Source organism: Steroidobacter cummioxidans, from assembly GCF_003104955.1.
Map to the genome: position 1 here is coordinate 1 of NZ_LSRW01000080.1, position 18,651 is coordinate 18,651.

At 61.9% G+C, this 18,651-nt stretch carries 16 protein-coding genes; 7 read left to right on the forward strand and 9 right to left on the reverse strand.

Annotated features, from left to right (window positions below; all coding sequences use genetic code 11):
- Positions 1 to 974: 974 nt before the first annotated feature.
- The 4 genes from D0550_RS28645 to D0550_RS28660 all read right to left on the reverse strand — a co-directional run bounded on the left by D0550_RS28645 (position 975) and on the right by D0550_RS28660 (position 4,072).
- Positions 975 to 1,589, reverse strand: coding sequence for a DUF4412 domain-containing protein (locus D0550_RS28645; protein WP_116812620.1), 615 nt, complete (start codon positions 1,587 to 1,589; stop codon positions 975 to 977).
- 124 nt (positions 1,590 to 1,713) lie between these two features.
- Positions 1,714 to 2,703, reverse strand: a complete 990-nt coding sequence (locus D0550_RS28650; RefSeq protein WP_153067403.1) for a hypothetical protein — start codon at positions 2,701 to 2,703, stop codon at positions 1,714 to 1,716.
- A 110-nt stretch (positions 2,704 to 2,813) separates the two neighbouring features.
- Positions 2,814 to 3,689: a methyltransferase family protein gene (locus D0550_RS28655; protein WP_116812622.1), complete on the reverse strand. Its 876-nt coding sequence runs from the start codon at positions 3,687 to 3,689 to the stop codon at positions 2,814 to 2,816.
- Positions 3,689 to 4,072 carry a helix-turn-helix transcriptional regulator gene (locus D0550_RS28660; RefSeq protein ID WP_241520955.1) on the reverse strand — a complete coding sequence of 128 codons (384 nt, stop codon included), beginning with the start codon at positions 4,070 to 4,072 and terminating at the stop codon, positions 3,689 to 3,691. Before D0550_RS28660 ends, D0550_RS28655 begins: the two co-directional genes overlap by 1 nt.
- Before the next feature lie 197 nt (positions 4,073 to 4,269).
- Between D0550_RS28660 and D0550_RS28665 the strand changes: the two genes are divergently transcribed.
- The 6 genes from D0550_RS28665 to D0550_RS28690 all read left to right on the forward strand — a co-directional run bounded on the left by D0550_RS28665 (position 4,270) and on the right by D0550_RS28690 (position 12,684).
- Positions 4,270 to 4,689, forward strand: a complete 420-nt coding sequence (locus tag D0550_RS28665) for a hypothetical protein (protein WP_116812624.1) — start codon at positions 4,270 to 4,272, stop codon at positions 4,687 to 4,689.
- 127 nt (positions 4,690 to 4,816) lie between these two features.
- Positions 4,817 to 7,108 (forward strand): TonB-dependent receptor, encoded by a 2,292-nt coding sequence (locus tag D0550_RS28670; RefSeq protein ID WP_116812625.1) that lies wholly within the window; start codon positions 4,817 to 4,819, stop codon positions 7,106 to 7,108.
- Entirely contained in the window at positions 7,105 to 8,712 is a 1,608-nt protein-coding gene (locus D0550_RS28675) for a sialidase family protein (RefSeq protein WP_116812626.1), read from the forward strand. Before D0550_RS28670 ends, D0550_RS28675 begins: the two co-directional genes overlap by 4 nt.
- Positions 8,713 to 8,823: 111 nt before the next feature.
- Positions 8,824 to 10,308: a peptidoglycan recognition protein family protein gene (locus tag D0550_RS28680; protein ID WP_161966115.1), complete on the forward strand. Its 1,485-nt coding sequence runs from the start codon at positions 8,824 to 8,826 to the stop codon at positions 10,306 to 10,308.
- Positions 10,309 to 10,312: 4 nt separating this feature from the next.
- Entirely contained in the window at positions 10,313 to 11,371 is a 1,059-nt protein-coding gene (locus tag D0550_RS28685) for a cell division protein FtsA (RefSeq protein WP_116812628.1), read from the forward strand.
- A gap of 170 nt (positions 11,372 to 11,541) precedes the next feature.
- Entirely contained in the window at positions 11,542 to 12,684 is a 1,143-nt protein-coding gene (locus tag D0550_RS28690) for an acyl-CoA desaturase (RefSeq protein ID WP_116812629.1), read from the forward strand.
- Between the two features lie 92 nt (positions 12,685 to 12,776).
- On the opposite strand, the gene D0550_RS28695 is transcribed toward D0550_RS28690, so the two are convergent.
- Positions 12,777 to 13,244, reverse strand: a complete 468-nt coding sequence (locus tag D0550_RS28695) for an RES family NAD+ phosphorylase (protein ID WP_116812630.1) — start codon at positions 13,242 to 13,244, stop codon at positions 12,777 to 12,779.
- Positions 13,241 to 13,681 (reverse strand): type II RES/Xre toxin-antitoxin system antitoxin, encoded by a 441-nt coding sequence (gene parS / locus D0550_RS28700; RefSeq protein WP_116812631.1) that lies wholly within the window; start codon positions 13,679 to 13,681, stop codon positions 13,241 to 13,243. The genes D0550_RS28695 and parS overlap by 4 nt, the downstream gene beginning before the upstream one ends.
- Before the next feature lie 253 nt (positions 13,682 to 13,934).
- Here parS and D0550_RS28705 point away from each other — a divergent pair, with 253 nt between their 5' ends.
- Positions 13,935 to 15,236 carry a hypothetical protein gene (locus D0550_RS28705; RefSeq protein WP_116812632.1) on the forward strand — a complete coding sequence of 434 codons (1,302 nt, stop codon included), beginning with the start codon at positions 13,935 to 13,937 and terminating at the stop codon, positions 15,234 to 15,236.
- Positions 15,237 to 15,257: 21 nt separating this feature from the next.
- Here D0550_RS28705 and D0550_RS28710 read toward each other — a convergent pair whose 3' ends face one another.
- From D0550_RS28710 to D0550_RS36565, 3 genes are read right to left on the reverse strand one after another with little or no spacing between them, the layout of a single operon-like run.
- Positions 15,258 to 16,508, reverse strand: a complete 1,251-nt coding sequence (locus tag D0550_RS28710) for an amidohydrolase family protein (RefSeq protein WP_116812633.1) — start codon at positions 16,506 to 16,508, stop codon at positions 15,258 to 15,260.
- The gene (locus D0550_RS28715) at positions 16,505 to 18,001 is read right to left on the reverse strand and encodes an amidohydrolase (protein ID WP_206606597.1); all 1,497 of its coding nucleotides are present in this window, start codon (positions 17,999 to 18,001) and stop codon (positions 16,505 to 16,507) included. The genes D0550_RS28710 and D0550_RS28715 overlap by 4 nt, the downstream gene beginning before the upstream one ends.
- Positions 18,002 to 18,046: 45 nt before the next feature.
- Complete coding sequence (locus D0550_RS36565; RefSeq protein ID WP_116812634.1) at positions 18,047 to 18,577, reverse strand: methylated-DNA--[protein]-cysteine S-methyltransferase; 531 nt, start codon at positions 18,575 to 18,577, stop codon at positions 18,047 to 18,049.
- Positions 18,578 to 18,651 lie beyond the last annotated feature (74 nt).

Sequence of the window (18,651 nt, forward strand, 5' to 3'; positions counted from 1 at the left end):
GTTGCTTCGCCTGCGAACGGATCGCGGCGACCTTGCCATCGACGTTCACTTCAGAGTCCAGCATGCGATAGAAATCCATGGCGTCTTCCAGCAGCTTCGGTGCGTTGAAGAACTTGTCTCGCAGCAGCGTTGCACGCTGCTCAACCAGCGACTTGATGCGGGTATTTACCTGAATTTTTTCGCAAGCTTCTTCATCNATCATTGCCATTCAATCCCCACATCCGCATCGCTTGCAGCGCTTCGCGTGACGTCTTCATGGGATCCTGATTGGGCCACCTCTTTGCGAACTCAACTTGGGCATCGCCGCTCCGTTGCAGCGCTGCGAAATCACTCGGGTCATCCGGTTGTGACTGAATCAGCTGAACATACTCGCGCAGGAACTGCTCGTTGAACGCCGCCTTTTCTCGCTCCGTCTCGCGCTCGACGCCGCGCTTCGGCATGGCAAGCACTTCCGCCATGTACTTTGAATCGACCTTATAGTTACCAGTCACCTTCAGTGCGGCGGCGTTGTTCGCATAGAACGCGCCTTCGCGGTTTCGATAGTGCTCGAGCGCGCGCTGATATGCCGCTGGCGTGTCCTCGGCGCGAATGGTTTCCAGAAACACGCGATCCGCGAGAGCAAATTGACCGCCCGCTTCGTACAACTGGAAGGCACGTGTGAGATCGCCCTTCTTCTCCGCCGCCTGGCCCAGCTCCAATCCGAGCGGAGCCGCGCGTTTCGCTGCATCCATTTCGTAGGGATTGCTGTTCTCGCAGGCGTAACCCTGCGCATCGTGATAGGCGAACAACGCTTGTTCCTTCTTCCCCTCACGTTCGAGGTTCTGCGCATTCTGGAACGAACGTTTCTTGTCGGCGACGCCGTCGCCCGCGCAGTCCGCGAACGCCTGGGCTGCGAGCAAAGAAGTGGCGATGAGCAGGGTCGTCGCAAAGTATCGGGAGTTCATGATTGCACCTGATGAGAGGACGAGCGCGCGTTAGCGATTGACCATGCCCTTGATGCCGAAGCCGCCGAACGACGGCATGACCTTGTAGTCAGCGGGCGGCTCGAACAGCGCGGTGTCCTGCGGGGCGATGACCAGGTTCTTCAGCGTGACGGTCGTGCGGTTTTTGTCGCGGCCGTCCTTGGACAGCATGTCCATCTTCACCGTGATGCCTTCGGGCGTGATCCACAGGAAGCCGCCGGCGCTGCCGTCCTTCATGATCATTTTGTATTTGGTGGCGGCTATGCCTTCGACCGTGTCGCTGCCGACTTCGGTGATCTCCACGTCATTGGGCTGCGAACCGCTCTGCTGCTGTGCCTGGGCGAGGTCCAGCTTTTGATACATGCGTTGCGCCGGCATGAGCATCCAGCCGAGCTGTTGATCGCGGCGGACGATCATCACGCTGCGCATGCCTTGCATGCTGGTCTCGGTGCGCTCCTTATCCTTGGCCGCGTAGACCTTGCCTTCGAAGGTACCTTTGCCGGTTTCGATGACGCGATCCGCCGAATACTCGACCGTGGGTACCGGCAAGGTCGCGGCGTCGACCGGGCTGATACATCCAGACAAGGACAGCGCCAGCCAGCCGAGCAGGGAAAGTCGCTGGAACATGAGAGGACTCCGCAGTGAACGATGGATGCGAAGTTTCCGGGTGCGACTGGCGTGTCGAATCGCTCGGAGGAGCTATGCCGGCGGGCAGCGGGGAGCCATGCACTTCAGTGCATGTCACGAAAGATCAATCAGCGCTGGACCAGGGCCGCAATTCTTCCGGTCGTTGGCGTACGTACGCGAGCACTTGCCGGCGCTTCTCGGGGCCGCGCTTGCCTTCATCGCCGCCCGCGGCGTCGCCGAAGAACTCGGGCATGCGATCCTCGATACGCTCGTAGATGCCGCGCCACAGTTTCTTCAAACCGTGCACGGAAACATCGAGCAATGGCATCAGCGCATCGTCGGAATCATCGAACAAGGCAAACCACAGCAGCCGGCGTTGCGAGGCCGAGAACGTGAACAGCGGGGGCTGGTTTTGAAAACAATTGCGGGCCGGCGAGCCGGGCAGCAGGTTTCTGGCCTGCTCACGGGTCAGCCCGAAGAACGCTGGCTGATGCTCGCGCGGCAACGTCTGCAGTTCTTCTGAGTTGGCGTACTGGCGCCGGATGAAGCCGGACGCCACCGCGACCAGATCGTTGATCTCGCCGGTCTCGTAGTACACGGCGCGCAGATTGAAGCCGTCGTGAAAGGTGCGGAAGGTGTCGTTCGCCATCGCGATCACGTCCTGGACGTAAGGTTGGCTGATATCGTGATCGCGTTGGGAGAAGTGCAGGATCATCATCGTCAGCTCGCCGCGTGCATTCTCGATGCCGATCTCGCGATCGGTCATCGGCTTGAAACTGGCGTCGCGCAGCGCGCCGTAGACGCGACGGGTCATGAACGCTTGCGGCTGACCGTCCAGAGCCAACTGGCGGACCAGGCTTTGCGGCACGATGAGGGTGACGCCCCACGCCTGGATACGCTTGCCCGCCGGCTGCGCCAGATCCTCGATCAGGCCCGAGTACAGCGACGGCTCGTCGACGAGCGTGTCCCACACTTGCATGGCGTCGGCGATCTGTTGCTGATCCATGCCGAGCCACGGCGGCAGCAGCTCGAAACATTCGGCGACATCGCGACGCGCGACCGGGCGATAGCGCAACCGGGAGAAAGCGCGGGGAGGCGGGTCGCTGCGGGCCATGGATCTCTAAGGCGGAACCTTGGGCGGAAGTTTCCCCGGGATTCTAACGGATGTGCGTGAGCAGTGGCCGCTGGCGTGAATGCAGCAGCAAAGTGTCGGGGGCGACGGGTTCAGTGTTTCGGCGGCTTGTGAGCGAGCGTCGCGGTGAGCGGACCGATCAACGGCAACAACTCGGTGCGCTCGAAGCCGGCGGCCCGACAACCCTCGTCGAGATCCGACCAGCTCAAGGCTCGATTGCGATGAGCTTCGCTGCCCAAAAGCGCCGCCAGGGAACCGACCGAGCCGCGCCGCCGCTCCTCGCCGGTCAGCAACTCGATGGCAATCAGGCAGCCGCCCGGGGCCAGGGATTGATAAGCACGCTTCATCAGCTGGCCCCTGTCAGTCTCAGCGAAGCGACGCAGGATCATTGGCGTCACCAAGACATCGGTGCGAGGCAAAGGAGGAACGCTGACAGTTTGCCGGGCGGGCAGGGCGAGTCGCGTGCAGCACAAATGTGCATGCCGGCCCGCGATGGCGCGGGCCAGCAAACCGCGCGTGCTGCCCAGGTCGAGCATCGTTCCATAGCGGGAGAAATCGAAGCGGTCGGCCAGCAACAGTGCCGCAATGGTCAGCAATCCAGTGGCTAAGGCCTTCGACTGTTGTGACTGCGTCTGCGGCCGGGCACTGTGCAGCAGGACGTCGCCCAGATAACCGGGGCTGTTGCGGTCCAGGAAATGTCCGCTCTCGCGACTGTTGACGTACACGGCGCCGCCGTCGTCGCCTTCACGCTCCAGAAACCCCAGTGCTACGAGCGGCTCCAGCAGCTCGGCGACTGCGCTTTGACTCAAGCGCAGCGAGCGACGCAACTGACGGTTCGAGCGCGGCCCTTTGCCGAGCTCGGTGAACAATCCAACTTCGACCGCCGACAGCAGAGTGTGCGAAGCGCGGAAACCGAAGCCCGTCTGCAGAATGTGCTCCGGGGACAGCATGACCGAAGGCGATCTCATCAGTGACGCGCGTATGCCCAGGTCGCTGCCTGCACGCGCGAGCTGACGCCGAGCTTGGTCAGGATGTTTGCGACGTGACGTTTCACCGTGTGCAGACTCAGATCGAAGGCGCGGGCGATTTCTTTGTTGCTGTCGCCAGCGGTGATGCGTTCGAGGATCTCGTGCTCGCGTGCCGTCAGCCTGACCGAGTTCGGTACGGAGGTTGGCGGAGGAGGCGTGACGCGCACGACGTTGTCGGGCGTCGGGGTCGGCATCAGTTGCAGCAGCAGAGTATTCAGATCGTCGCGGGTGGCGATGCGGGCCAGCGTATCGCTGACGGCTTGCCGCACCGCTTCACGGACCTGTTCATAAAGATCGACCTGTTCGCGGATCTCGGTATCCATCGCCGCTCCCCCTGAAGTGTTATTGCGATGGGGTGCCATCCTAGGCAGTCGTCGCCAGCGGCAAAATGCTCAAAAAGAGACCGCTCTAAAAGGGTACTTCCCGAAAGTACCAGTGCCGCGTTTCCGCTAGGGCAACTTGCCTACCCGGGGAAGGTGTCTAGTGCCGATGTATCGAGCGTATACTTCGGCTCGTTGTCATGCGTCGCCATCACCTCAATCTGCTGAGCCTCTGGATTCTCCCGCTGCTGGTGCTGCGGGCGTTGATTCCGACTGGCTTCATGCTTTCGGCGCATGCGGGTGAGCTGCAGCTGATGTTCTGCCCATCGGGCGTCGTGCAGCCGCTCGGTTCTTCCAAAATGGTGCAGCAGCATGCGCATGCTGAGCATCATCAGGGCATGCATCATGACGGGGCGGATCAGTCATCGCCCTCGCATGACATCGACAACGCACCGTGTCCATTCTCGCTGGTCGCCTCGGCCGCGGTTTGTGACATTCCTCATCTCGTGGGCGTGGCCGAAGTGCCGCGCGACGAACGCTTTACCTATCTCTCCGCGCCGACCTTCCGTGTCGGGCCAGTTCGCACCGATCGTATTCGCGGTCCTCCCAGCCTCGCCTGACATTGATCACCACAGTGAGGGCGCCCCGACCATCAGGCTCGCGGGCATTGCTGCTCGCTCCTGATCGTTCCGCGCCCTTGATAGCCGCGACTCAACGTCGCGGCGGCGAAGGTCTGGAGTCGATTTCATGGACACCCGAACTATTCTCGCGACGGCGATGGCTTTGGCCATCGGCGCGCCTGTCTGCGCGCGCGCTCAAGGCGTGGCGACGGACAAATTGATCGATGCAATTACGGTGACCGGCTCGCGCGAGCGAACTGGTGTGGACGTGCCCAACACGACGGCGTCGAAGACCGCCGACGAGTTGCGCACTCAGAATCTTTTCAACCCCGAGGACGCACTCAACTACCTGCCCAATCTGACCATCCGTAAGCGCTACATCGGCGACCGCAATTCACTGATCGGCGGCCGCAGCTTTTCGACATTGCAGCCGGCTCGCGGCCTGGTGTTCATGGACGGCTATCTGCTGTCGAACTTTCTCGGCCAGTACGACGCGCCGCGCTGGAACATGGTGGCGCCCGAAGAGATCGAGCGCATCGATGTGTTGTATGGCCCGTACTCGGCGGTCTATCCGGGCAACTCCATCGGCACGACCGTGGCGATTCGCACCCGGCGGCCCGATGACTTCACCACGAGCGTGCGAACCACGGCGTTCAGTGAGCACTTCGACGAGTACGGCATCGACCACGACTACACCGGCTATCAGGTGTCCGCGTTCATCGGCGATCGGCTCAACAAGGATATGTGGTTCACGCTAGCCGCGAATCGCCAGGACGCGACCGGGCATCCGATGCAGTACTACACCGTGTCTGCCGACGCCACCGGGCAATTCCCCGCCGTCGCCGGCGCGCTGACGCCCGTCACCGGTGTGCGTTTCGACACGGATCCGCGAGGCCGTCGACGTGCGGTATTCGGAGCGAACGCCGGCGCCATCGATCACACGATTCAAGATCAAGTGAAGTTGCGCGGCGGCTATGCATTCACGGATTGGCTCGACATGGAAGGTTTCATTGCACTGTGGCGCAACGACACCGACAACAAGAATCGAACCTTGATGCGCGACGCAGCCGGCAATGAAGTGTGGTCCGGCCAGGTAATCGCCGATGGCATCGCTTTCGATATTCCCCCCAACGCGTTCTTGCCCAGCTCCCGTAAGGAAGAACATCAGCAGTGGGGCACGACATTGCGGACCACGCGCCCCGAGGGTTGGAACGGCTCGTTGGTGTATTCCCGTTACGACATCCTTGAAGACTCGCTCATCGAGGGCTATCGAAACGGCACCGGACCCGACGGCTCGCCTGATCCGACCAACACCCAGCGTGACGGCACAGGTTGGCAAACGTTCGAACTGCAGGGCGTCTACACGCCATTCGCCGACGACTGGACCGGCGGCCGGCACACGCTCGCGATGGGCTTTCATCGCAATGAATACGAGCTGTCGAATCCTGTCTACACCGTCAGCAACGGCGCGCTGACCCAGAACGTCTTTGGCAAGACGCGTCTGGAGGCCTGGTATCTGCAGGACGTATGGCAGCTGGCCGACCTCTGGTCGCTCACGTTGGGCGCACGCTATGAAGATTGGTCGGCGTTCGATGGCGGCCAACTCACCAGCGACGATCAGAAGATCTATCCCCGGCGAAACGACAGCGCGCTCTCTCCCAAGGCGTCGCTGGCGTACAAGCCGAACAATGACTGGACACTGCGCTTGAGTGCCGGTCGGGGGGTGCGCTTCCCCACCGTCCCGGAACTATTTCAAGGCACGACTACCAACGGGACCATCAACGTCAACGACCCGAATCTGCAGCCGGAGCGCTCCGACTCGGTGGACTTCACGGTCGAGCGCTGGTTGAGCTGGGGCAAGTTGCGCGCATCCTTGTTTCAGGACGACGTGCGCGACAGCATCTTCACTCAGACCGATATCAACGTGACGCCGAGAGTCATGACTGTGCAGAACGTCGGCCGCGTGCGTACGCGCGGCATCGAAACGGCATTCACCATTGCTCCGCCATCACTCCCATCGCTTTCGTTCGAGGGCAGCCTGGCCTACGCGCAGGCCAAGATTCTGGAGAATGACAACTACCCAATATCGGTCGGCAACATCTGGCCGCGCGTTCCTGATTGGCGCGGCAATCTGCAAACGGTGTGGCGACCGACGGAGCGCTGGCTGACCAGCCTTGGCATTCGTTACTCGGGGCGCATGTACGGACGGCTCGAGAACGATGACATCAATCCAAATACGTTCGGCGGCGTATCGCGCTTCACCCTGTTGGATGCGCGGGTCGCCTACACGACGGGAAGCAACATCGAGCTGGCGCTGGGGGTGGACAACCTCACCGATGAGCGCGCGTATCAATTCCATCCATATCCAGGCCGCACTGCATTCATCGAGGCGCGCTGGTCATTCGAGGGCACGCGATGAAATCACTGAACTCCTACTACCGCGCGGCTGTTCGTTGGAGCGCGTTGTCGGCGCTGCTGTCTGTTGCGCTCGTTGTGCTGGCGCAGCCTGCGCTAGCCGCCATGTCGCACGGCCGTGCGCTAGGCACGACCGTTGCGTTCGATCAACAGAAACGTTTGTGGATCGTGCGCAGTGAGCCGGTCGACAAGAACGCTCACGTCGTGGTCGAGCGCTCGGACGACAACGGCAAGACCTGGCAGCCGGCGATTCGCGTGACGGCGAAACCGGAGCCGGTCTCCGCCGATGGCGAGAATCGCCCGAAGATCGCGTTCGGCCCACGCGACACGATTTATGTGACCTGGACTTCCCCGACTTCGGACAAGTTCACCGGCGACATTCGCTTTGCGCGTTCGCTGGACGGCGGCAAGAGCTGGTCGACACCCGCGGTGGTCCATCACGATCGACAGCTCATCACGCATCGATTCGAATCGCTGCTGGTCGACCGAACGGGTCGCGTGTGGGTGACGTGGATCGACAAGCGCGATCTGGAGGTCGCCCAGGCGGCGCAACGTGATTACGCAGGCGCGGCGATCTATTACGCGTACTCGGACGATCGTGGCGCGACCTGGCGGGGTGATTACAAGCTTGCCGACAACAGTTGCGAGTGTTGCCGGATTGCGTTGACGCTCGATGCCAAGGGCCGCGCCGTTGCAATGTGGCGTCACGTGTTTCCAGGCAGCGAGCGCGATCATGCGCTCGCCGTGCTGAAAACGGACGGGCAGGGCGTCGCTGTCGAGCGGGTTACGACGGATCGATGGAAGATCGATGCCTGTCCGCACCACGGCCCGTCGCTCGCGATTACCGCCGACGGCACTCGACATGCTGTGTGGTTCAATCAAGTCAACGGCGAAGGGCGGGCGTTCTATGGCCGCCTCACTGGCTCGACTCCTGCAAACGTGCAATCGCTACCGGTGGGAGCGATGCATGCCGACACCGTCGCACGAGACAACCTCGTTGGTATCGTTTGGAAACGTTTCGACGGCACAGCGACTCGAGTGGAGTCGTGGCTGTCCAAGGACGGTGGACGTCATTTCACGCCGGGGCCGACTTTGCAAACGGAGGGTGAGTCCGATCAGCCGCGCCTGCTGAGCAACGACTCGTCCATGCTGATCGTCTGGCGCAAGGCTGACGGCGTGGCTGTCGCGAATCTCCGCGAAGCGACCAGCGATGACGCCATCAAACCGTTCAGTCGCGACACGCTGCGTAAAATCGAGCAGCAGCATGCCGGTACGGAGTTCTGGGTCGTGATGTGGGATCTGGAATGCGTCTACTGCATGAAGTCACTGGGCAACATCGCCGCCCTGCAAAAGCAGCAACCAGCGCTCAATGTGGTCACGATCTCGACTGATCCCATCGCTGCAGCGTCCGACATTCGTCAGCGCCTCGCCGAGCTCGGTGTGCGCTCGGAGGCTTATGCTTTTTCCGCAGCTCCCGAAGAAGCGTTGCGATTTGCCATTGATCCAGCGTGGATGGGCGAGAAGCCGCGCGCGTACCGTTACACGGCAAGCGGCTCGCGAACAGCCATTTCCGGCGTGCTCACCGCCAAAGAATTGACGGGACCGTGAACTGGGTACTGGTTCCCCGGACATAATGCGACTGTAATCCCTGATTGCAACGCAGAATGTTCGCAGGCATAACGTGCATCCCATTGTTTTCGTTGGATGGATAGCCGGCCCATGACGGCTGCAGCGCGAGGCTCGCCCACGGAGCGCTACCGGCGTGAGCGGCCGCCCGTGAGTCGTGAATGCGGCGAAGAGCTGAGCCGCATTACGGACGACATCGACGATCCAGTCGTCAAACTCCGCTATCTGCAAAGCGCGCTCCATGAAGAAGGCGACAAGAGCGCGCTCGTTCAGCTCGTGCCCATCCCGCCTGCGCGTCGTGCGTGGTATCGATTGAAAGGCTTGCGCGCCCTCGATGCCGTTGCGGATGCCGACGAAGAAATTGCAGAGCGCACGCTCGCGGCTCGAAAGACGGCACGTCGTGTCCTCGTCGGCGCGAGCGCGGCTGCGATGCTGTTTGTTCCCGTGCTCGTCGCCATCGTCGCTTGGCAAGTCAACCGATGGCGCAGCGAGCCTGAACGAGTCGCGTCCGTGGGCTCTTCCACGGAAGCCAATGCAACTGCGATCGAGACCACGACAGCACCGCTCGTCGTTGCGCCAAGGACGTCGCTCACAACTCCGTCGCTCGCAGAAGAAGCGCCTGTCAATCAGTCGCCGGTTGCCGAGCAGTTGGCTGCGGAAGATATAGGCATCGTGCCCAGCATGATCTGGCTCGCGGATCGCGGGCCGGACTGGGAGCTGTATAGCAACGGCTTGCGTATCGAGACGGCGTACACCGTGAAAGGCACGCCGCGCGACTATCGCGTGCAGACGCGCGATGGCAAGTTGCTGCCCACCAAATTCGATCATCCGATGGGCATTCTGTTTCACACCTCGGAGAGCGATCTATGGCCGCTCGAGCCGGGTTACGAATCGGAGGTGCGCAAGGGCTCGGAGGCGTTGCTTCGCTTCGTGAAGCGCGAGCAAGCCTACAACTACGTGATCGATCGCTTCGGCCGGGTGTATCGCCTCGTCGATGACGACAGCCGCGCCAATCACGCCGGACACGGCGTCTGGGCGCGCGGCAATGAGGTTTATCTGGATCTGAATTCGGCCTTCCTCGGCGTATCGTTCGAGTCGCGCTGGGAGGGCGGGCGCACCTTGCCCATCACTCGCGCACAGCTGATCGCGGGGCGCAATCTCACGCATTACTTGCGGCAGCGATTCGCGATCGCGCCGGAGATGTGTGTAACGCACGGGCTGGCGAGCGTATCGCCGAAACGCGGCTTGATTGGATATCACCTGGATTGGGCGCGCGGGTTTCCGTTCAAGGCGTTCGGCTTGCCGGATCTGTATGCGCAGCCGCTGCCGAGCGTGGCGCTGTTCGGCTTCAACTACGACAGTGAGTTCCTGCGCACGATGGGCGAGCGCTGGCCGGGCCTGGTCGCGGCCGAAGAGCTGCTTGCCAGCGAGGCGCGCGAGCGTGCGATCTCGCTCGATGAATTGAGACGCGAGCGCCAGGCGAACTATCGCCGCTGGCGCTCGGCACTTCCAACTCCGACCGGGGCCGAGCCTGGGTTGGAGACACCAGCTTCACAGACCGCAAACAAAAGAGGGTAGCGCTATGGACGATCGTAACGATCACGGCTCGGAATCGTCGGGCTCGGGCAGTCACACTGGCCAGAGCCAGAGCGGCACCCGCACACGGATTGGCCTGGACGTAGGCACCAGCAAAGTGGTCTCCGCGCGCGGCGACAATGTGTCGCCGGCGACTGACTCGCAACTCAATGCGTTCTTCGACGTGCCGTACTCGGCGTTGCACGAGCAAGGGCTGAAAGCGAATCGCACGCCGTTCTATCGTGAGGACGATCGGCTGATCGTCTATGGCGATGCTTCGGAAAAGTTCGCGCACATTTTCAATGCCAACGTGCGCCGGCCCATGGCCAAGGGCATTTTGAATCCCAGCGAGCCGCAGGCTGCGCACGTGCTCGAGACTGTGCTCAGCACGCTCGTGCCGGTGTCGCGCAATCCTGGCGAGCTGCTCGCGTTCTCCGTGCCGGCCGCGGCGCCCGAGACCGGCCACGAGCTGACGTATCACGAAGAAACCATCAAGCGCTATTTGCAGGGCCGCGGTTACACGCCGCTCGCGGTCAATGAAGGTCTCGCGGTGGTGCTGGCGGAGCTGGCGAGGGAAGGCTTCACCGGCATCGGCATTTCCTGCGGCGGTGGCATGTGCAACGTCGCTATCTCGTACCTGTCGATTCCATCGCTCACCATGAGCCTGGCGCATGGCGGTGACTTCATCGATGCGTCCGTCGGTGCGGTCGTCAACGAGCCGGCCACGCGCGTCAAAGCCATCAAGGAAGAAACGCTCGATCTGACCCGCGAGGGCGGCGACAAGATCGACAAGGCGCTGCACATCTATTACGACAAGCTGATCGAGTCGCTGGTGGACGAGTTGGGCAAGGCCGTGCAGAAGACCCCCAAACTGCCGCGCAACGACCAGCCCATGCCCATCGTGCTGGCCGGCGGCACGTCCAAGCCCCACGGCTTCCGGGATCGCTTCGAGAAGGCGCTGCGTCGCCGCTCGTGGCCGTTCCAGATCGGCGACGTGCGGATGGCCAGCGATCCGCTGACAGCCACCGCCCGTGGCGCACTGGTCGCGGCGCTGGCCGAGCGCTAGCCCGGGAACAAGAACCAGATCACAAAATTCCTGCTTGGGCCTCAGGCATTCCCTGAACCTGGCCTGTACTTCGCACGAAGTACGGGCCGGGTCGGTCTGAGACATTATTGCGCGGAAATTCGTGTCCGCCCCTGTTAGGATCCGAGCCTCAAGCTTTCCACGGAGTCCCGATGACCGCAGACGCCACGCCGAATCGCGCGCCCCTCAACTGGCCCGCGATCATCATGTTCCTGATCTCCACCATTCCGGTGGTGACGGTGCTGCCGTGGTATGGGGTGAAGTTCGGCTTCTCCGGCTTCGCATGGGCGAGCTTCTTCGTGCTCTGGGCCCTGAATGGCATGTCCATCACGGCGGGCTATCACCGCCTGTGGGCGCATCGCAGCTACGAGGCGTCCAAGCCACTACAGATTTTTTACATGCTGTTCGGTGCGATGGCGCTTCAGAACAGCATTCTGGTGTGGGCGTCCTCGCACCGCGTGCATCATCGTCACGTCGATGATGTGGATCAGGATCCGTATTCGGCCAAGCGCGGCCTGTGGTTCTCGCATCTGGGCTGGATGCTGCGCAACTACGAGAGCGGTCGGCAGGACTTCCGTAATGCCAAGGATCTGGAAGCCAACCCGATCGTGCGTTTCCAGCACAAGTACTATGTGCCGATCGCTGTGGGCATGAACTTCGGTGTTCCCATCCTGCTGGGCTGGATGGCCGGTGACGTCTGGGGCGTGCTGCTGCTCGGCGGCTTCCTGCGTCTGGTCGTGAGCCATCACTGCACGTTCTTCATCAACTCGCTCGCCCACTTCTGGGGCAGCCGTCCTTACACCACCGAGAACACTGCCCGCGACAACGGCGTGCTGGCGCTGTTCACCTGGGGTGAGGGCTATCACAACTATCACCACCTGTTTCAGTGGGACTACCGCAATGGCATCCGCTGGTACCAGTGGGATCCGACCAAGTGGCTGATCGCCGCCTGCAAGTTCGTCGGCCTGGCGCGCTCGCTGAAGCGCGTGCCCGAGTTCCAGATCCGCCAGGCGCTGGTGGAGCGTCAGCTGCAAAAGGCCGAAGAGAACCTTGGCCAGCTGCAAGACCACGGTCGTCTGGCGACGCTGCGCCAGTCCCTGGAAACCGAAGTGCAACACTTCAAGGAAACCCTGGGCCACTGGACGACGCTGCAACAGAAGCGCGTCGAAGCTGCCAAGAAGGCCGTCATCGATCACATCGAGCACACCGAGTTCGCGCATCGCGTTCGCGAGCTCGAAGAGTCGCTGCGTCAGCAGTACCTGCGCGTGCGGTTGATCGCCGTACAGGCGGCTTGATCGTCAAGCGAAGTCGATTCGCGAAAGGGCGCCTTCGGGCGCCCTTTTTGTTTGCGACGGGGTTCGAATCCCCACGGGGACGCCATCTGCGGTTACTTGCCTTTCCAAAGCCGACCGTCGAACTCGAACGGCTGCGGTTTGGATATTTTCAGGCGTTTGAATTGGGGATGCAGCGGGTTGAGGAGCAGGTTGTGCTCGCCTGGCACCAGAATGGAGGGCGCACTCAGCACGGCGGCAGTGGCTTGCTTGGCCCAGCGGGTGCCGTCAGATTGAGTTGCTTCACTGGGCGGCGAATCGCGCCACGACTTCGGCAATGATGCAAGCTTGTCGATAGCAACATTCGCCGGGATGGTCACCTGAAACCAAACGTATCGAATACGTTTGTCCACCGGCTGCAGATGCACGAATGTTTCCAAGGCGGCCAGCGCCAACGATTCGCTGGTGTAGACGAGCGATGTTCCGGGAAGATTCCAGCGACCGCCTACCAAACGCGCGCCCTCGCCGGAGAAGGCGGTGGCTGCGTGCTTGGCCTTGATCAGCCGGAACGCGTGCACGCTCACGAGTAGACGCCGTGCTCGATTCTCAGTAACAGATTCTCGACCTCGCGCGCGCCTGGCTCATTGCGTGCGAGATCGATGGGGCGGCGATCGCCCAGACCGGGCTGAGGGTGAGTGAGCCAATGCACGGCTGTATCGTCATGCTCGAGCACGACACGCGCGATGGCCACGAGGCGGGCCAGTCGATACAGGCGGTCGCTCACTACTGAATCAAGCCGTCCTTGTGCCGCGCGGGCCCGCGCGAGCGTACGGATGCTGGTGCCTAGTGTTACGGCCAAGCTCGGATCGTCGAGGCCGACGACATCCTTGAGCGCCTCGGCAGCAGCCGCTGGTATTCCGGTTTCGATCATGGTCATCCAGGCCTCGGTGTTCTTGGGGTGCTCGCCGAGCACCCTTGCGCCACCGAGCACCTCGGCCACCCTCGGTATTGATTCGGTCATGGCCCACCCACCCAAAACTGCCAAGTGGCAGTACTCTACCAGACAATTGGCCGGAATCCAAAGTTTAGCTTTCGCACCTACATCCGCGGCCGACGCTTGCCCGAGACTGTTTCGTAACCTGGGCGTTACCGCATGAGACCGGCAGGCTCGGGCAAACTAACGGGACGACGCTACTCGGCTCAGCACGCCGCTCACCAGTAATTTGCTGTTTCCAATGACGTTACTTGACGTTAAAAGTTCTAGCATCACAGCCATGAGTGGGGGTGGCGTGGCGTTCAGCATGACGGCGGTCGAGGAGCTGCAGCGACAAGCGGAGCAGTTCCGCGCCAGTGGCTTGCTGGGCAAGCCAGGTGCTCTGTCACGCCTGTTCGACTTTCTACTGTCGCGCTCCTTGAGTGGTGAAGTGCCGAAGGAGATCGAGATCGCCCTGCAGGTATTCGGCAAGGGCGCGAACTTCGACGTCGCCCAGGACTCCGTCGTCCGGGTTTATGTGCACAAGCTGCGACGGCGGCTCGAAGAATTCGCCACGCGATCGCTGACACCTCACGACAGTCGGATCACGATTCCAAAAGGCGAGTACCGCCTGGTACTCGAGCCGGGGAGTGCGGCAGCAGTGCCAAGTGCTGCGCCGGAGATTACCGAGTCGCCGCTGATTCAAGTAGCGCCGCCAAGCGTGCCGAGTTGGCGGCGATGGCTGAGGCCAGCGTTGCTAGCGAGCGCGGCGTTCATTGCGGGCGTCGTGCTCACGTACGGCTTCATATCAAATCCGCAGGAGCGCGATCTGAATGCTGTCCGTCACAGCGCCGTATGGGGACCGCTGCTCGATGACGACTTGCCGATTACCCTGGTCGTAGGTGACTACTTTCTGCTCGGCGAAGTGGACCAGGCCGGTAACGTCGAGCGTCTGGTGCGCGAGTTCTACGTCAATTCCAACCAGGATTTTCTGGATCATCTGCAGCTCAATGCCGGGCAGATGAGGAACTATCGGAATGTCGACCTCACTTATCTGCCGGCGGCCAGTGCCTTCGCTCTGCAGGATCTCGTGCCAGTGCTGAATGCCGGCAAGCAAGTGCGAGTAACCCTACTGTCGGCGCTCGATCCGAGACTGCTCAAGACGAGCCACGTCGTCTACGTCGGTTACATCAGTGGCATGGGCATGTTGGGCGATCGCGTGTTCGCACAGTCGCGGCTGGCGTTGGGTGGATCGTTCGATGAGCTGCACGACATGCAGACCGGCACGGATTACGTGAGTACCGCGATGCCGATGGGGCCCGAGGGCGGGGCGTTCCGGGATTTTGGGTATTTCTCGACGTTCGCCGGGCCGAACGGCAATCGGATGGTCGTTATTTCGGGAACGCGTGATAACGGCGTGATGCATGTGGCAGAAACATTGTCACGCCGGGTGGGGATCGATCAGGTAACGCGTCAGGCTGCCGGTGCTGACTCGTTCGAATCGTTGTACGAAGTTGACGGCATGGCGCGCGCTGGGTTGAACGCGCGCATGCTGTTTGTTTCGCCAATGAAGAACGATGCGATCTGGAGTGTCGCGCCCTGAGGCGCGACTGACGCTGGTCTCTCAGTTCGCGGTCGCGCGCTTCAATCGTTCGAAGTAACGATCGCGCAATTCCGTCTGCCGCGAGCGCATGTCCACCGGGCGCCCGGCGATCCACACCTGATCGGCAAGGCTGGTGACATCGAGTGGATCGCCACTCCACAGCACGACGTCAGCAACCTGGCCCGCGGCGATACGACCGCGAGTGGCGCCGAGGCCGAAGATGTCGGCGGCATCGCCAGTCAACGCAGTCACTGCAGCTTCCTTGGGCATGCCATGCGCGACAGCGTTACCGGCGAGTTGACGTACCTTGCGGGCGTTGTGACTGTCTTCGAACATGCTGAAGGTGAGTTTCACGCCGGCTTTGTTGAGCAGGGCCGCGTTGTCGAGCCGCGAGCCGATCTGATCGAACGTGTTCGGTAGATTGTTGAGGGCGTCGATAATCACGGGCACTTTCGCTTCCGCCAGTTGATCGGCCACGACCCATGCCTCGGCGCCGCCGGCAATGACTGGCTTGATGTTGTAACGCTTGGCAAACGCGATGGTCTTGACGATGTCGCCAGCGCGGTCGACGTTGAAGATCACGCGCCCGCCGGAGAGATAACGAGCAAACACCTCGCGACCGAGCGGATGCATCAGCGATTTCCCATCGGAGATGCGATTGCGTGTTTCGTGCACCGCCTGCTCGAGCACCATCCACTGTGCCGCGCGGCTGCCGCCGGAGTGTGAGTTCATCTGTCCGCCGAGATTGATGAACAACGAGCGGCTGGCATCGAGCACGGCATCCTGACGACCGTCCAGCGTCACGGCCGCGCCTTGGCCGGCAAGGAAGTTGCCGCTGCTGGCGATACCGGGATTCAGCACGGTCCAGGTCATGCCTTCGACGCGAGTGACCGGCACGAGCACCGAGCGGCCGTTGTAAGCCGTCGACACGTCGAACTCCGGCCGCCACTGCATTTCATAAGCAGGCGCGCCGAGACCGATCGACGTGTCGTCGGTCGTCGCTTCCTGCGAGACCTCCTGGATGCCGATGCTCGTGAGGCCTGCAAACAGGCCGGGGGTCAGTGCGCGACCTTTGGCGTCAATGCTCGTCGCATTGTCGGCGGAGAGGCCGGCGCCAATGGAGTGGATCTTGCCGTCGCGAATCAGCACGTCAGTGTTCGTGAGCGTGCCTTTGGCGGTCGAGGTGTAGACCGTCGCGCCACGAATCAGAATGTCTTGCGCCACGGCGTTGCTGGCGACCACGGCCAGTAGAGAGGCGATCAGAGTTCTCATTGCGCGCTCCCTTTGACAGCAGTCTCGTACTGGCCGAGCAGGAAATCCGATGCGGGCCTGGTTGGCGGATTGGCGCGGTCGTAGACCAGTGCGCCGTCGATGAACACCTCTTCGGCGAGCGCATACACGCTGAAGGGATCGCCATTCCAAATCACCACATCGCCCATCTTGCCGGCTTCGAGCGTGCCGGTGACTTTATCGATGCCGAGCGCCTTTGCTGCATTGAGCGTGAGCCAGGTCATCGCGTGCTCGCGCGAGATATCGAGGCCCATGCGGTTGCCACGAGCCATGGCTTTGCCCGCCTCCTGGTTGAGCCGTTGTATACCTTCTGCAGAATCGGAGTGGACCACGGCGCAACCGTTCTTTGGCATGTCGGTGAGCGCGATGTTTTCCATCACGCCATCGAACGCCTCCATCTTGAAGCCCCACCAGTCGGCCCACTCGGCGCCGCAGATGCTGTTCTGCGCGAGCAGGTCGGCAATCTTGTAGGCCTCGACGGCATGGTGGAACGCGGCGATCTTGAAGCCGAATTCCTTGGCCAGGTCGATCATGATGGCCATCTCATCGGCGCGATAGCAGTGGATGTGCACCAGGATCTCGCCGTTCATGGCGCCGACCAGGGTGTCGGACTTCAAGTCGCGCTTTGGCGGTGACGGCGGCTTGTCGTCGCCCTCTTTCTTCTTTCCCGCCGAGTCCTTTTGTTTCTTTTCATACTCGGCCAGTTCGCGGGAATATTTGTTCCACTCCTCGCGATACGCCTGTGCATCCGCAAACGCCTGGCGATAGCCGGCCACATTGCCCATGCGCGTCATCGGCGCCTGGCCCTTGCCGCCGTAGAATCCCTTGGGATTCTCACCGCACGCCATCTTCAGACCCTGCGGCGCGCCGGGGAATTTCATGGCCTGGTAAGTGGTGGCATGTACGTTCTTTACGGTCACGCCGCGGCCGCCGATGAGATTGCCCGAGCCGGGCAGGATCTGCATGGTCGTGATGCCGCCGGCGAGCGCGGTTTGAAAACCCGGATCTTGCGGCCAGACCGCGTGCTCGGCCCATGCCTGCGCAGTGACCGGATCGACCATTTCATTGCCATCGCTGTGCGCGTCGACGCCGGGGCTTGGATAGACGCCCAGGTGCGAGTGCACGTCGATCAAGCCGGGCGTGACCCAGCGACCGTTTGCTTCAATGACTTTGGCGCCGGCCGGTGCGCTCAGTTGTGTACCGACCGCCGAAATTTTGCCGTCGACGATCAGCACATCGCCGTTGTCGATGCGAGTGCCCGTGCCGGTTAACACCGTCGCGCCACGAATCAGTGTGGTCTGTGACGGCAGCGCTCGATACGTCGATGTATACGGCGCGGGTGTCGATGGGGCAGGGGTTGCTTGCGGTGCCGGGGTTTGTGACTGCGGCGCAGTTGCGCAGGCACTCAACAAAATCCCCAGCAATGGAATCATGATCGGGCGACGCGAGGCGCCGCGCGCATGAGCGTGCTGCATTATTTGTGATATCCGTTCGGCGAAACAACGAGGCGCAAAAATCTATCAGATCAGTCTGCCTTGCGCTGCAGCTTCGTGATCGAGCAACCAGCGCTTGCGAGGCAGCCCACCGCCGTAGCCGGTGAGGGAGCCGTCGGCGCCGATCAAGCGATGGCACGGCACGACGATGCAAATCGGATTGGCGCCATTCGCATGACCTACGGCGCGCACGGCTTTAGGGCGGCCGATCCGTGCGGCGAAGTCGCCGTAGCTCATGGTGGTGCCGGCGGGAATGCGACGCAGCTGCTCCCAGACCGAGCGCTGAAAAGCGGTGCCCCCGCTCTCCACGGGAATGGCATCGATGGCATCCAACTTGCCTTCCAGGTAGGCGAGCAAGCCGTTGCGGATCGAGGTCGAGACCGGTTGGGAGCGGAGTTGAAGGTTGCCGTAGCGCGAGGTGAGCTGTCGTTTGAGGCGCTCTTCCAGATCGGCCCAGCCCAGCGCGCGCAACCGGTCCTGCTCATCCGCCACCACCAGCATGTCGCCGATCGGGGTCGCGATGCATTCCAGGTGGAAGCTGAACGTGTTGGCGGACATGACGAACTCTCAATGCATTTGCCGCACAGGGTGCGAGCGGCGTTATGATCGCTGCGGGGACTTTGCGTTGTCAC

Bases quoted from the DNA above. Each gene is read 5' to 3' on its own strand.
- D0550_RS28655 (WP_116812622.1), bottom strand. From the start codon at position 3,689: ATGAGATCGCCTTCGGTCATGCTGTCCCCGGAGCACATTCTGCAGACG.
- D0550_RS28705 (WP_116812632.1), top strand. From the start codon at position 13,935: ATGAGTGGGGGTGGCGTGGCGTTCAGCATGACGGCGGTCGAGGAGCTG.
- D0550_RS28690 (WP_116812629.1), top strand. From the start codon at position 11,542: ATGACCGCAGACGCCACGCCGAATCGCGCGCCCCTCAACTGGCCCGCG.
- D0550_RS28660 (WP_241520955.1), bottom strand. From the start codon at position 4,072: ATGGATACCGAGATCCGCGAACAGGTCGATCTTTATGAACAGGTCCGT.
- parS (WP_116812631.1), bottom strand. From the start codon at position 13,681: ATGACCGAATCAATACCGAGGGTGGCCGAGGTGCTCGGTGGCGCAAGG.
- D0550_RS28685 (WP_116812628.1), top strand. From the start codon at position 10,313: ATGGACGATCGTAACGATCACGGCTCGGAATCGTCGGGCTCGGGCAGT.
- D0550_RS28665 (WP_116812624.1), top strand. From the start codon at position 4,270: ATGCGTCGCCATCACCTCAATCTGCTGAGCCTCTGGATTCTCCCGCTG.
- D0550_RS28650 (WP_153067403.1), bottom strand. From the start codon at position 2,703: ATGGCCCGCAGCGACCCGCCTCCCCGCGCTTTCTCCCGGTTGCGCTAT.
- D0550_RS28645 (WP_116812620.1), bottom strand. From the start codon at position 1,589: ATGTTCCAGCGACTTTCCCTGCTCGGCTGGCTGGCGCTGTCCTTGTCT.
- D0550_RS28680 (WP_161966115.1), top strand. From the start codon at position 8,824: ATGACGGCTGCAGCGCGAGGCTCGCCCACGGAGCGCTACCGGCGTGAG.
- D0550_RS28715 (WP_206606597.1), bottom strand. From the start codon at position 18,001: ATGCAGCACGCTCATGCGCGCGGCGCCTCGCGTCGCCCGATCATGATT.
- D0550_RS36565 (WP_116812634.1), bottom strand. From the start codon at position 18,577: ATGTCCGCCAACACGTTCAGCTTCCACCTGGAATGCATCGCGACCCCG.
- D0550_RS28670 (WP_116812625.1), top strand. From the start codon at position 4,817: ATGGACACCCGAACTATTCTCGCGACGGCGATGGCTTTGGCCATCGGC.
- D0550_RS28675 (WP_116812626.1), top strand. From the start codon at position 7,105: ATGAAATCACTGAACTCCTACTACCGCGCGGCTGTTCGTTGGAGCGCG.
- D0550_RS28710 (WP_116812633.1), bottom strand. From the start codon at position 16,508: ATGAGAACTCTGATCGCCTCTCTACTGGCCGTGGTCGCCAGCAACGCC.